General features: G+C 59.5%; 13 protein-coding genes. 8 read left to right on the top strand and 5 right to left on the bottom strand.

Features of this window, described 5'->3' with window-relative positions; all coding sequences use genetic code 11:
- Positions 1-13: 13 nt before the first annotated feature.
- Positions 14-1,051: a rod shape-determining protein gene (locus tag HG264_RS16385; RefSeq protein ID WP_150301345.1), complete on the bottom strand. Its 1,038-nt coding sequence runs from the start codon at positions 1,049-1,051 to the stop codon at positions 14-16.
- A 309-nt stretch (positions 1,052-1,360) separates the two neighbouring features.
- On the opposite strand from HG264_RS16385, the gene gatC reads away from it, so the two are divergent.
- The 5 genes from gatC (at position 1,361) to HG264_RS16360 (ending at position 7,330) form a co-directional block, all read left to right on the top strand.
- On the top strand, positions 1,361-1,648 hold the full coding sequence (gatC, locus tag HG264_RS16380; RefSeq protein WP_150301346.1) for an Asp-tRNA(Asn)/Glu-tRNA(Gln) amidotransferase subunit GatC: 288 nt from the start codon (positions 1,361-1,363) through the stop codon (positions 1,646-1,648).
- A gap of 26 nt (positions 1,649-1,674) precedes the next feature.
- Complete coding sequence (gene gatA / locus HG264_RS16375) at positions 1,675-3,126, top strand: Asp-tRNA(Asn)/Glu-tRNA(Gln) amidotransferase subunit GatA (RefSeq protein WP_169408598.1); 1,452 nt, start codon at positions 1,675-1,677, stop codon at positions 3,124-3,126.
- 78 nt (positions 3,127-3,204) lie between these two features.
- Entirely contained in the window at positions 3,205-4,650 is a 1,446-nt protein-coding gene (gene gatB, locus HG264_RS16370) for an Asp-tRNA(Asn)/Glu-tRNA(Gln) amidotransferase subunit GatB (protein ID WP_169408597.1), read from the top strand.
- Between the two features lie 55 nt (positions 4,651-4,705).
- Positions 4,706-5,098: a septal ring lytic transglycosylase RlpA family protein gene (locus HG264_RS16365; RefSeq protein WP_169409177.1), complete on the top strand. Its 393-nt coding sequence runs from the start codon at positions 4,706-4,708 to the stop codon at positions 5,096-5,098.
- Positions 5,099-5,257: 159 nt separating this feature from the next.
- The gene (locus HG264_RS16360; protein WP_169408596.1) at positions 5,258-7,330 is read left to right on the top strand and encodes a BCCT family transporter; all 2,073 of its coding nucleotides are present in this window, start codon (positions 5,258-5,260) and stop codon (positions 7,328-7,330) included.
- Between the two features lie 92 nt (positions 7,331-7,422).
- On the opposite strand, the gene HG264_RS16355 is transcribed toward HG264_RS16360, so the two are convergent.
- Together HG264_RS16355 and HG264_RS16350 are read right to left on the bottom strand one after the other, a co-directional pair.
- The gene (locus HG264_RS16355; protein WP_169408595.1) at positions 7,423-8,007 is read right to left on the bottom strand and encodes a YajG family lipoprotein; all 585 of its coding nucleotides are present in this window, start codon (positions 8,005-8,007) and stop codon (positions 7,423-7,425) included.
- A gap of 140 nt (positions 8,008-8,147) precedes the next feature.
- Entirely contained in the window at positions 8,148-8,441 is a 294-nt protein-coding gene (locus HG264_RS16350; protein ID WP_169408594.1) for a PA4642 family protein, read from the bottom strand.
- 262 nt (positions 8,442-8,703) lie between these two features.
- Here HG264_RS16350 and dauA point away from each other — a divergent pair, with 262 nt between their 5' ends.
- Positions 8,704-10,452: a C4-dicarboxylic acid transporter DauA gene (gene dauA, locus HG264_RS16345; RefSeq protein WP_169408593.1), complete on the top strand. Its 1,749-nt coding sequence runs from the start codon at positions 8,704-8,706 to the stop codon at positions 10,450-10,452.
- A gap of 25 nt (positions 10,453-10,477) precedes the next feature.
- Here dauA and HG264_RS16340 read toward each other — a convergent pair whose 3' ends face one another.
- Positions 10,478-11,035 carry a hypoxanthine-guanine phosphoribosyltransferase gene (locus HG264_RS16340; RefSeq protein WP_169408592.1) on the bottom strand — a complete coding sequence of 186 codons (558 nt, stop codon included), beginning with the start codon at positions 11,033-11,035 and terminating at the stop codon, positions 10,478-10,480.
- Positions 11,036-11,437: 402 nt separating this feature from the next.
- On the opposite strand from HG264_RS16340, the gene upp reads away from it, so the two are divergent.
- Together upp and HG264_RS16330 are read left to right on the top strand one after the other, a co-directional pair.
- Positions 11,438-12,079 carry a uracil phosphoribosyltransferase gene (gene upp / locus HG264_RS16335; protein ID WP_169408591.1) on the top strand — a complete coding sequence of 214 codons (642 nt, stop codon included), beginning with the start codon at positions 11,438-11,440 and terminating at the stop codon, positions 12,077-12,079.
- Complete coding sequence (locus HG264_RS16330; protein WP_169408590.1) at positions 12,080-13,327, top strand: uracil-xanthine permease family protein; 1,248 nt, start codon at positions 12,080-12,082, stop codon at positions 13,325-13,327.
- Between the two features lie 10 nt (positions 13,328-13,337).
- Here HG264_RS16330 and HG264_RS16325 read toward each other — a convergent pair whose 3' ends face one another.
- Positions 13,338-13,736, bottom strand: coding sequence for a type IV pilin protein (locus HG264_RS16325; protein ID WP_169408589.1), 399 nt, complete (start codon positions 13,734-13,736; stop codon positions 13,338-13,340).
- Between the last annotated feature and the right edge of the window lie 3 nt (positions 13,737-13,739).

Below are 13,739 nucleotides of genomic sequence, written 5' to 3'. Positions count from 1 at the left end.
ACAGTGCGTCAGTTTACTCGGTGGAGAGCAAGTCCATATTGTGACGGTCCATCATCTCCAGCGCCTTGCCGCCGCCACGCGCGACGCAGGTCAGAGGCTCTTCGGCAATGATCACCGGCAGACCGGTTTCCTGGGTCAGCAACTTGTCCAGATCACGCAGCAGTGCACCACCACCGGTGATGATCAGACCGCGCTCGGCGATGTCAGACGCCAGTTCCGGGGGGGATTGCTCAAGGGCGCTCTTGACGGCCTGAACGATGGTCGCCAGGGATTCCTGCAGTGCCTCGAGCACTTCGTTGGAATTCAGGGTAAAGGCGCGTGGCACGCCTTCGGCCAGATTGCGGCCGCGCACGTCGACTTCCAGAATCTCACCACCGGGGAAGGCAACACCGATTTCCTGCTTGATGCGCTCGGCCGTGGCTTCACCGATCAGGCTACCGTAGTTGCGACGCACATAGGTCACGATGGCTTCGTCGAAGCGATCACCACCGACGCGGACCGATTCGGCATAGACCACCCCATTCAAGGAGATCAGCGCAATTTCGGTCGTACCGCCGCCGATGTCGACGACCATGGAGCCGTGTGCTTCCTCGACCGGCAAGCCAGCGCCGATCGCGGCAGCCATTGGCTCTTCGATCAGGAACACTTCACGTGCGCCCGCACCCAGCGCTGATTCGCGAATAGCACGACGCTCGACCTGAGTGGATTTCACCGGAACGCAGATCAGTACGCGCGGGCTCGGCTGGATGAAGCTGTTTTCGTGCACCTTGTTGATGAAGTACTGCAGCATCTTTTCACAGACGCTGAAGTCGGCGATAACGCCATCCTTCATCGGGCGGATTGCCTGAATGTTACCGGGCGTGCGGCCGAGCATGCGTTTGGCTTCCGTGCCGACGGCGACAACACTTTTCTGATTTCCATGGGTGCGGATGGCCACGACGGATGGTTCATCCAGTACAATGCCGCGGTCACGAACATATATCAGTGTATTGGCGGTGCCCAGGTCGATGGACAAATCACTGGAAAACATGCCGCGTATTTTTTTGAACATGCGTTGAATATACCCCGGTGCGGGTGGGTTAAATGTAAAAGAAGCAGCAGTGACAAGTCGCCTGGTCCCGTGGCAAATGCCCGCCGGCCTGAAGTTGAAGGGCCTCTTGGTGACAGGACAAAGATGAACTGACAAGCCAACTGGTCGGTACTTCCTGAAGTGTCGCAACTCTAACAACGGCGGGGTTTTTGGGCAAGGCGCGTCTATGGTAAATTCGCCGCTTTGTCCGGGCCCGGCTAAAGCCATTTATTGATCGGCGCATAAGCCCTGTTGCGCCGGCCCGCGCCCTGGTTTCACGGAGAACAGAACATGGCACTAGAACGTAAAGAGGTGGAGAACGTCGCCCATCTTGCCCGTATCGCCATTGACGACGCGGACGCCACTGCGTTTACCGCCAAACTGGCCGGCGTCATGGACCTGATCGATCGCATGCAAGAGGTGAATACTGACGGCGTCGCCCCGCTGGCTCACCCGCTGGAAACCACTCAGCGTCTGCGCCCGGATGCTGTCACCGAGACCAACCAGCGCGACGCCTACCAGGCCATCGCCCCCGCCACCGAAGACGGCCTGTACCTGGTCCCTCAGGTGATCGAATAACCGCCGCGCCCCGGAGAACCCTTTTCATGCATGAGAAATCCCTGGCCGCGTTATCGCAGGCCCTGCAGAGCAAGTCGATCTCAAGCGTCGAGCTGACTCAGCACTATCTCGACCGTATCGCACGGTTCGATAGCACCCTTAATAGCTACATCACCGTCACCCCGGAACTGGCGCTGGAACAGGCGCGCGCAGCGGATGCCCGCATCGCCGCCGGTAATGCCGGCCCGCTCACTGGCATCCCGCTGGCACACAAGGACCTGTTCTGCACCCAGGGCGTGCGCACCAGCTGCGGTTCGAAGATGCTCGACAACTTCATCGCGCCCTATGAATCGACTGTGACTTCACGCTTCCTGGACGCCGGCACCGTCATGCTCGGCAAGACCAACATGGATGAGTTCGCCATGGGCTCCTCAAGTGAATCCAGCTATTACGGACCGACCCGCAACCCCTGGGATACCGACCGCGTGCCGGGCGGCTCCTCTGGTGGTTCGGCCTCCGCGGTGGCAGCACGTCTATGCGCGGCAGCCACCGGCACTGACACCGGTGGCTCGATTCGTCAGCCCGCCGGTTTTACCGCATTGACCGGTCTCAAGCCGACCTATGGCCGCGTTTCACGCTGGGGCATGATTGCCTACGCCTCCAGCCTCGATCAGGGCGGCCCGATGGCGCGCAGCGCGGAAGACTGCGCGCTGATGATGCAAGTCATGGCCGGCTTCGACGAGAAGGACTCCACCAGCGTTGACGAACCGGTCGCCAACTATTGCGCTGGTCTGAACGACTCGCTGAAGGGCCTGCGCATCGGCCTGCCGAAGGAATACTTTTCCAGTGGCCTGGATGCGGCTACTGCGGCGGCCATTCAACAGGCGGTCAAGGAATTCGAAGCGCTGGGCGCTGAAGTGCGCGAGATCAGCCTGCCGAACGCAGAGCTGGCCATTCCGGCCTATTACGTCATCGCACCGGCCGAGGCGTCCTCGAACCTGTCGCGCTTCGATGGCGTGCGTTTCGGTTACCGCTGCGAGAATCCGGCTGACCTCACCGATCTGTACAAGCGTTCGCGCAGCGAAGGCTTCGGCAACGAAGTGAAGCGGCGCATCATGGTCGGCGCTTACGCGCTGTCTGCTGGCTATTACGATGCCTATTACCTCAAGGCGCAAAAGATCCGCCGTCTGATCAAGAATGACTTCATGGCTGCCTATGAGCAGGTCGATGTGATTCTGTGCCCGACGTCACCAACGCCGGCGTTCCGCATTGGCGAGAAGATCGACGACCCGGTCAGCCTGTATCTCACTGACATCTACACCATCACCGCCAACCTGGCGGGTGTACCCGGTGTTGCCCTGCCCGCCGGTTTCGCCAATGGCCTGCCGCTGGGCATGCAGTTGCTCGGTCCGTACTTCAGCGAAGCGCGCCTGCTGAACATTGCGCACCAGTACCAGCAGGTTACCGACTGGCACACCCGCGCGCCGCAAGGCTACTGAGCTACGGCGAAGCCTGGTTGCCCGGCTCCTCGCGGGGAGCGGCAACCGGCGCCACGGAATTTCTGAGGAACACTGAAGATGCAATGGGAAATCGTTATCGGGCTGGAAATTCACGCACAGCTCACAACCGCCTCGAAGATTTTCTCGGGTAGCGCCACCACCTTCGGCGCCGAGCCCAACGTCCAGGCCAGCCTGGTGGACCTGGGCATGCCCGGCACACTGCCGGTCCTGAATCAGCAGGCGGTTCGCAATGCCGTCAAGTTCGGTCTTGCGATCAATGCGGAGATCGGCATGACCAACGTCTTTGCGCGCAAGAATTATTTCTATCCGGATTTGCCCAAGGGCTACCAGATCAGCCAGATGGATCTGCCCATCGTCGGCAAGGGATTCCTCGACATCACCCTGGACGATGGCAGCATCAAACGCGTCGGCGTCACCCGCGCACACCTCGAAGAAGACGCCGGCAAAAGTCTGCATGAAGACTTCCAGGGCATGAGCGGTATTGACCTGAACCGCGCCGGCACGCCATTGCTGGAGATCGTTTCCGAGCCGGACATGCGCAGCGCCAAGGAAGCCGTCGCCTACGCCCGCACAATCCACTCGCTGGTGCGCTATCTGGGTATCTGTGATGGCAACATGGCCGAAGGCTCACTGCGCTGCGATTGCAACGTCTCGGTTCGCCCCAAGGGCCAGACCGAGTTTGGCACTCGCTGCGAGATCAAGAACGTCAACTCGTTCCGCTTTATCGAGAAGGCCATCAATACCGAAGTACAGCGCCAGATCGAACTGATCGAGGACGGCGGCACGGTCATCCAGGAAACCCGCCTGTACGACCCCAACAAGGACGAGACGCGCTCCATGCGCAGCAAGGAAGAAGCCAACGATTACCGCTACTTCCCGGATCCCGACCTGCTGCCGGTAGTGATTGAGCCTGCATTCATCGAAGAGGTGCGCGGAGAGCTGCCGGAACTGCCGCAGCAGAAGCGTGAGCGATTCCAGAGCGAATTTGGCCTGTCGGTTTATGACGCCAGCGTGCTGTCGGCCAGCCGAGAGATGGCTGATTATTTTGAAGAGGTCCAGCGCGTCTGCGGCGATGCCAAACTGGCTGCCAACTGGGTCATGGGCGAGCTGTCCAGTCTACTCAACAAGGAAGGACTGGAGATCGATGAGACACCGGTCAGCGCCAACCAGCTCGGCGGAATGATCCTGCGCATCAAGGACAACACCATCTCCGGCAAGATCGCCAAGATGGTCTTTGAAGCGATGGCCAAGGGTGAAGGCGATGCGGATCAGATCATCGAAGCCAAGGGCTTGAAGCAAGTCACCGACAGTGGCGCAATCGAAGCCATGCTCGACGAAGTCCTGGCTGCCAATGCCGAGCAGGTTGAACAATACCGCGCCAGCGACGAAGCCAAGCGCGGCAAGATGTTCGGGTTCTTTGTCGGACAGGCCATGAAGGCTTCGAAGGGCAAGGCCAATCCGCAACAGGTCAATCAATTGCTGAAACAGAAGCTTGATGACTGAGATGTCGGCACTCCTTTACCGGAGTGCCGGGCGGTTCCGCTGCGGCAAGCCAGCCATGCGCCGACTTCTGGCGGCGCTTGTACTGATTCCCGCGTTTGCCTGCGCCAGCAACGGGCCGTTGGAGGAGAGCTCGGCCAGCGAGCTCGACAGTTACACCGAAACAGGCCGAGCGTCCTATTACTCTTCCCAGCTGCATGGCCGACGTACCGCCAGCGGCGCGATATATGATCAGACGCGGCTGACTGCTGCCCACCCCACCCTGCCGTTCGGCACCCTCGTGTGCGTTACCAATCGACAGAACCAGCGCAGTGTGATGGTAGAGATCACCGACCGTGGCCCCTATACCGGGAAGCGGGTGATAGACCTGTCGCTGCGGGCCGCGAAGGAAATCGGTATGACCAAGGCCGGCACCGTTCGGGTCAAGATTGAAACCTGCGAAGCCTCCTGATCAGCCTTCGCCAGAAACGCCAGCATCACTGGCTATACTCATTTGCATCCGCACGCAGACGGCTTTCTGAACGTCTCGTGCCGCTGGGCTGTCACAAATTACGAGAGGATTACGTATCGCGCGCTCACCCTTCCGAACCGACTACAAGGAAAAACTCCAATGAAGGCTGAACAATCCGCCTGGAAGTCGACCATCCTTTTCCCCGTTTTCCTACCCGCTGTAATCGTTACCCTGCTGCTGGTGATCGGCACGGTCAGCAATCCAGAGCTGGCCGGAGAGGCCTTTGCTGACGTCCTCGCCTACATCAACGGCACCTTTGGCTGGTTCTACATGCTGGCGGTTGCCTGCTTCCTCGTGTTCATCACGGTGATCGCCTTCAGCAGCTGGGGCCACATCAAGCTCGGCCCCGACCACGCCGAGCCGCAATACAGCTTTCCGGCCTGGTTCGCCATGCTGTTTTCTGCCGGTTACGGGATCGCCCTGCTGTTCTTCGGTGTGGCCGAGCCGGTGCTGCACTACGCCTCACCTCCTGCCGGGGCGGCGGAAACCGTGGACGCGGCGAAGCAGGCATTGCAGATCGCGTTCTTTCACTGGGGCTTTCACATCTGGGCGATCTACGGCCTGGTCGGCCTGGTGCTGGCGTACTTCGCCTTCCGCCATGGCTTGCCGCTCTCCATGCGCTCGGCGTTGTACCCCCTGATCGGTGAGCGCATTCACGGCCCCATTGGCCACACCGTCGACGTATTCGCGATTCTCGGTACCCTGTTCGGCATCGCCACCACGCTGGGCCTCTCGGTCACCCAGATTAACGCGGGCATGAATTATCTCTGGCCAGAGATCCCGGTCTCCATCACGGTCCAGATCATCACCATTGCGGTGATTACGGCACTGGCGCTGATCTCGGTGGTAGCGGGCCTCGACAAGGGCGTGAAGAACCTCTCCATCCTGAACATGGTCCTGGCCGTTGCCCTGATGATCTTCGTGTTTCTGGTTGGCCCTTCTGTGTTCATTCTGGAAACCTTCTTGCAGAACACCGGCAGCTACCTGAATAACATTATCGAGCGGACCTTCAATCTTCAGGCCTATACGCGCTCTGACTGGATCGGCAACTGGACGCTGTTCATCTTCGGCTGGACCATCGCCTGGGCGCCCTTCGTCGGCCTGTTTATCGCCAAGATCAGCCGCGGACGCACCATTCGCCAATTTGTGGTGGGTGTCATGCTGGTGCCGAGTATTTTCACCTTCATGTGGTTTTCCATCTTTGGCGACACCGCACTGCACCTGATCATGAACGAGGGTTATACCGCGCTGATCACCGAAGTGCAGAACGATAACGCGATCGCGCTGTTCAAGCTGTTCGAGCGCCTCCCGCTCACCTCGATCGTGTCCTTCCTGACGGTACTGCTTATCATCACCTTCTTCGTTACCTCATCGGACTCGGGCTCCCTGGTCATCGACTCGCTGGCCTCAGGCGGTGTGCTCGCGACTCCGGCCTGGCAACGGGCGTTCTGGGCCATTCTGGAAGGGGCTGTGGCCGCTACCTTGTTGCTGGCGGGCGGCTTGAGCGCGTTGCAGACGATGACCATCGCCAGCGCCCTCCCCTTTGCCATCATCATGCTGATATCCGCTGTGGGAATGTGGCGGGCGCTGGTGATCGAGGGGCACCGTGACCAGAGCCTGATTCATCACATGCAAACCGGCCGGCATTCCCACGCGAATGCGGCCTCGTTGTGGAAGAAGCGTGTCGCGGGGATCGTCAATTTTCCCGAGAAAAAGGAGGTCGAACAGTTCATTGCGCAAACGGTGTTCCCGGCCCTGCAACGGCTGGCAAGCAATCTGGCCGATCAGGGCTGGCCCGCGGAGGCGAACCACGATGCGGAATTGGGACGTGCCTATATCGAAGTAGTCAAGCCGGGCCAGACCGACTTCATCTATGAGATCCGCATCCGCGAATATGCACGCCCGGACTATGCTTTTCCTGAAGTAGCCGCCACCGATAGTACGCCCGAAGCGCACTATTACCGCGCCGAGGTCTTCCTCCGTCGCGGCGGGCAGACCTACGATATCTACGGCTACGATCAGCAGGAAATCATCGGCGACGCCCTTGACCATTTCGAGCGCTATCTGCACTTCCTGCATATCTCGCCCGGCTCACTGCCCTGGAACATGGCCGAGCACGACGAGATGCTCACACCCTCCCCGACCATGACGCCGCCCCCCGAAAAGGGATAAGCGGCCCGTTGCAGACCATGCACAAAAAAGCCAGACCTCAGGGTCTGGCTTTTTAGTTCGCTGTTATTCAGCGCAAAACTACAAGAGATATCCTAGCGCTGGAGCACGCGGACAATTTCCTGATCCCGGAACATCCGCGACAAGGCATCACTCAGCACTTCAGACACCAGCTTGGTATTGGTCGCCTGATTGGGCGCGTAACCGAAACGATGCTGGGCAGATGCGCTGTAGCGCCCGTTGTAAATCTGGTCGCGACCGCGCGCCTCGGCAGTGAACACTGCGCCGATGTCCGCCTGGGTGACATACGCCCCGTCGCTGGGTGAGCGGTAGCTGAGCTCAGCGAGGTTGACCGTGAGGCTATTGGCGCCGGCCGAACCGGGTTGAACCACAACAAACCCCAGCTGACGCAGAGACTGTTCGACTTCCTGGCGAATGGCCGGGATCGATCGGTCGCTCAGGGTCAGGTTGCTCGAGTTCGGATAGATACCGCCCCGTGTGCCGAGTACGGTTGAGGACCGTGTGTCCTGCACAGCGACCGCCACCGGCTGATTGCCTGCGACGGGGTTCAGGGCGACCTGAACCTTGGGCTGCACGCTGAGCTGCTGGGGACTATGGGCGCAGCCCACCAACGTCAGAGCCAGAGCGAATACAGCCAGCATACCCACAGGTTTCAACATGACACGGCACTCCTTAAGTTCAATTGTTGATATCCCGGGCAGCGGCCAGCTTGGTTGCTACGCCGGGGTTCACAGCATAGCTGATGAGCATTGCCAGTGGCAGACAGACAGCACGACAAACCCAACCCCAGAGGGCCGATTTATCGTGCGCCAGCGGCCTCGAGGGCGACAATGTAATCCTCAGCCTGGGCGTGATCGCGCAGGGTGCTGAGAAACGTGCGGCCCTGGGCGTCTGTGGCATTCACGTCATACCCTTCAGCGCGGAACATTTCCAGGAAGCGCTGAAAGTCTTCGGCGCGCAAGCCACGATACGCTTTGGTGAGGATATGCAATTCCACCGACTCATTGGCATTGAACGGCCTCGCCTGTAAAAAAACCGCAACCTGTTCGTCTGTAATCGGTTCACCGACTACCTTCTGCTTGTCTTTACGCACGGAAACCTCGTTGCACAGTGTTCAGGGAGCGCAATTGTAACCAGACCGACCATCCCCCACCAGCATCGCCCTGCCGCGACGGGATTCATCAGCCAGTATCGAGCCCGCGCGGTGTTGCGGATCTGCGATAAATCCGCGCACCGGTGGCGCTTGGCTCCAGACAGAGGCCTGGAAGAGTATGCTATTAGGGCTTCCCGGCAAAAAGGATGGATCTTTCAACAGGGGCTGCGCCTCGCCCCGATCAGGCACGACAGGACATTTTATGGCACGCACTGGTTCAGGCCGCCTGCCCCTCTTCGCGGCGATGCGCGAAAGCATCAAAGAGGGATATACCCTCCAGACGTTACGTGGCGACCTGCTCGCCGGCATTACTGTCGGCATCATCGCTATTCCTTTGGGCATGGCCTTGGCTATCGCGGTGGGCGTTGCGCCGCAACACGGGCTCTATACCGGCATCATCGGCGGGCTGATCATAGCGTTGACGGGCGGTTCGCGTTTCAACATCTCAGGACCGACCGCCGCCTTTGTGGTGATCCTGTTGCCGATCACCCAACAATACGGCATCGGCGGACTCCTGCTGGTCAGTGCCATGTCCGGGCTTATCCTGCTTGCGCTGGGTTTGGCACGAATGGGCAGCCTGATTCAGGTGGTGCCCTATCCCGTAGTAATGGGCTTCACCGCAGGCATTGGTGTGGTCATCGCCACCTTGCAGATCAAGGATTTCTTCGGCCTGCGAAACGTGGGTCAGCACGAGAGCTACGTTGATCAACTGCAAGCGCTGGTGCAGGCGCTTCCGAGCATTCAGCCCGGCGACACCCTGGTGGGCATCGTTACCCTTGGGGTATTGATGCTCTGGCCCCGCGTGACGCGGAAAATCCCTGGTCATCTGGTCGCCTTGCTGGTCGGCGCCTTGCTCGCGTTGGGGCTGATGCATTTCGGTCTTCCAGTGGACACGCTCGGCTCGCGCTTCAGTTATGTGATGGACGGCGTTACCCACGCTGGCATCCCGCCTATCGCCCCGCACTGGGTATTGCCGTGGACGTTGCCCGGCGCGGATGGCCAACCGTTAGCAGTTGATTTCAATCTGCTGCGGGAATTGCTGCCCGCAGCGCTGGCGGTAGCCATGCTTGGTGCCATCGAGTCGCTGCTGTGTGCGCTGGTTGCCGACGGCATGGCCAACACCCGCCATAACCCCAACGCCGAGTTGATGGGTCAGGGTCTGGGTAATCTGATTGTGCCTTTCTTCGGCGGCATCACCGCGACAGCGGCTATCGCCCGGACCGCGACCAGCGTTCGCTCCGGGGCGCGTACGCCTATGGCAGCGGTATTTCATGCGCTGGTGATCCTGCTCGCAGTGGTCCTGCTGGCCGATCTGTTCGCTTATCTACCCATGGCTTCGCTGGCAGCGATGCTGTTGATCGTGGCCTGGAACATGAGCGAGGCGCCCCATGTAGTGCATATGCTGCGTATCGGGCCACGCCAGGATGTCTGGGTGCTGATCATCTGTCTGGTGCTGACCGTACTGTTTGATATGGTGCTGGCAGTTGGCGTCGGTTTGCTGCTGGCATCGGTGCTGTTCATCAAGCGCATGGCGGACCTGAGCCAGGGCAGCAAGAAACCCATCCACAGCGATGCAGCGCTGGCGGCCCTGCCGGAAAGCGTAGCGCTATATCAGATAAACGGTCCGTTGTTCTTTGCCGCTGCAGACAAGGCGCTGAACGCGCTGAACCGGTACGACGAAGCAATCCGTTATCTTGCTATCGACATGCAGACGGTACCGAGTATGGACATGAGCGCGCTGGTGATCTTTCAGAAAGCGTTGCAGGACCTTGAAAAACGCGGCATCAAGGTTTATCTGATTGGTGTTCGGGCGCCGCTGAGACTCAAGCTCAAGCGTGCGGGAATGGGTGCGGTGCGTGGATCGCGGCGCTACGTAGCCCGACCCTCGCAAGCGGCGCGGCATATCCGCGAGGACCTGGCAGAGCAGCAATCGGAAGCGGCGACCCTGTGATGCGGTCGCCAGCCTCTGCCGGCTGTCAGTGACCCTTGAGGGCGAAGATACCTGGCGCATTGCGCCAGTAACCCTTGTAATCCAGACCGAAGCCGAAGATGTAACGGTCTTCTACTTCCATCCCTGTAAAGTCGGCACGCATGCCCGGATAGGCCTTGCGATCATGCTTCTTGTCCAGCAGGACTGCGGTCAGCACTTCACTGGCACCAGCGTCGCGACAGTATTCCACGATCGCGGCGAGGGTGTGTCCTTCGTCCAGGATATCGTCGAGAATCAATACCGTACGATCAACCAGCGAATGCTCGGCGCGGGCTTTCCAGAACAGCTCGCCCCCGCTCAGTTTGTTGCGGTAGCGCGTGGCGTGCAGGTAGCTGAGCTCAAGTGGAAAGTTCAACCGCGTTGCCAGCTGACCGGCAATGATAAGCCCCCCGTTCATTACGCTGTATACGATGGGATTTCTGTCCGCCATCTGGCTGTTTATCTGTTCAGCCATCTTGTCCATGGCTTCCTGAACCTGAGCCTCGGTAAACAGACAATCAGCCTCAGCCATAACCTGCTTGATGTGTTCAAGATCGACGGACATTGCACTTCTCCGGGGTAAGGTCTGTTGATGTTTCGTAGCGGCTGCAGCCCTTCGGGGTAGCCGTCCAGGTTGCTTGACATCATCCGACACAGCAAAGCAGCTCGCGACGAAACGTCAACAGTCCCTACGAAAGGGGCGCAAAAATACTGGTCCTACAGGCTAAACGCAAGAACATTGCAGTCCTTCGATGGATATCCGGACGCATGGTTTTGCAGGGAGGCGATCAGGCCAACCAACCAGCGCCGACGTTGCCTGGCTATCAGTGACGCCCGTTTCGAAGCCATTAATATGCCCGTAGCAAGCATTGAATGCGCCAGCAACGCTCCCCTTCTGCTTGCGACCCCATGCACACAGACTCTAAGCTATAAAACATCCTTTCCCCCGCGTGCATGAGAGCCTTCCATGAAAGTCAAAGAGATCCGCCACCCGCTGATTCGCCACAAACTCGGGCTGATGCGCCGCGCCGATATAAGCACCAAGAATTTTCGTGAACTGGCCCAGGAAGTCGCCGCGCTGCTGACCTACGAGGCGACCAAGGACATGCTGCTTGAAGAAGCCGTCATCCAGGGCTGGTGCGGTGATGTGACAGTCGAAAAACTGTCCGGCAAAAAGATCACTGTCGTGCCGATTCTGCGCGCTGGCATCGGCATGCTTGACGGCGTCCTCTCGCTGATACCCAGCGCCAGGGTCAGTGTTATCGGCCTGGCACGCAATGAAGAGACGCTGGAAGCCGATACCTATCTGGAAAAACTGGTAGGCGAACTCAATCAGCGCCGGGCGCTCATCATCGATCCCATGCTAGCGACTGGCGGCTCCATGGTGGCGACCATCGATCTGCTCAAGCAGGCCGGCGCCAAGGAAATTCGAGCGTTGGTACTGGTCGCAGCGCCGGAAGGGATCGAGCGGGTAAATGAAGTACACCCGGACGTGGAAATATATACTGCCTCGATCGACCAGCGCCTGAATGAGCATGGCTACATCATTCCCGGTCTGGGCGATGCGGGCGACAAGATTTTCGGAACCAAGCAAAAGGACGTTCATTAAATGCAGGGAGTTGAAACCAGTGGCTGGCGCACCGCGCTAGCTGGTTCGCAGATGCTGTTCGTGGCTTTTGGCGCCCTGGTGCTGATGCCACTGATCACCGGGATGGACCCCAGCGTAGCCTTGTTTACCGCTGGTATCGGCACCCTGATGTTCCAGTTCACCACACACCGACAGATTCCGGTGTTTCTGGCGTCCAGCTTCGCCTTCATCGCGCCCATTCTCTACAGCAATCAGACCTGGGGCCTGCCGGCGACGCTCGGCGGGCTGTTTGCAGCCGGCGTTGTCTATATCCTGCTGAGTCTGGCAGTCAGGCTACGTGGTCCGGGATTTATTCAACGGCTGCTACCGCCGGTTGTTGTGGGCCCGGTAATCATGGTGATTGGGCTTGGGCTGGCTTCGGTGGCGGTCAATATGGCGATGGGCAAGGCCGGCGATGGCAGCGCGGTACTGGTTGATTACCCGGTCGCCATTCTTATCTCCATGGCGTCTTTGGCGACCACTATCGCCGTAGCTGTTCTGGCCAAGGGAATCTTCCGGCTGGTGCCGATCCTCGCGGGCGTGCTGGTGGGCTACAGCTTGTCATGGCTATTTGGTGTGGTTGATTTCAGCGCAGTCGGCGAGGCCAGCTGGTTTTCTGTTCCCCGGTTCGTAACCCCCGAGTTCCACCTCGCAGCGATTCTGTTCATGCTGCCGGTCGCGATCGCACCGGCGATCGAGCATATCGGCGATGTGCTGGCAATCGGCTCGGTGACAGGCAAGGATTATCTGCGCAAACCCGGCCTGCAGCGCACATTGCTCGGCGACGGGATTGCCACGTCCGCGGCGGCCTGTCTCGGCGGCCCTCCCAACACCACCTACTCCGAAGTAACCGGGGCCGTCATGCTGACGCGCAATTTCAACCCGATGGTGATGATCTGGGCCGCAATTTTTGCGATTGGCCTAGCCTTCGTCAGCAAGTTCGGCGCAGTCCTGCTAAGCATGCCGGTACCGGTCATGGGCGGCATTCTGTGCCTGCTGTTCGGTTCGATTGCCGTGGTTGGCATGAATACCCTGATTCGCCATCAGGTCGACCTATCGGAGCCGCGCAACCTGTGTATCGTCTCGGTCACGCTGGTATTTGGCATCGGGGGACTGATCGTCGGCAGTGAGGAGCTCAATCTGCAGGGCATCAGCCTGTGCGGAGTAGTTGCGATCATTCTCAACCAGCTGCTGCCGGGTTCTGCCAAGCACACCCAGCCGGCTGCCTGAAGCGCCTTCGTCAGCGCCGCCAGCACTTGGCATCGGCTGGTGTGCGCTGCCCTACCTGGTTCAGCGTATAAACCGCGCAGGCATCACCGTCCAGAATGCCTCCTCCAACTGCCGTAGCCGTCAACGTGTAGGTTTCTGCGCCTAACACCGCAACAATGGTCGCCACTGCGCTTCCGCTGGCAGGACTCTGGGTACCAAGACTCACCGTTCCCGAGTTGTAGGCACCCGCGCGGGTGTAATGTCGCTCCAGCAGCTGGGCGTTCTCCATCAGGATAGTTGTTACCTCTGCGCGCCGAGTCTGGCGCACGTGCTCCAGGTACGATGGATAGGCAATAGCAGCCAGAATGCCAATGATGGCGACAACAATCATTACCTCGATCAAGGTAAAGCCGGGCGTTCTGTTGTTCATGTG

This window comes from Pseudomonas sp. gcc21 (assembly GCF_012844345.1).
Taxonomy (GTDB): Bacteria; Pseudomonadota; Gammaproteobacteria; order Pseudomonadales; family Pseudomonadaceae; genus Halopseudomonas.
This window is presented reverse-complemented; position numbering and strand designations above follow the sequence as displayed.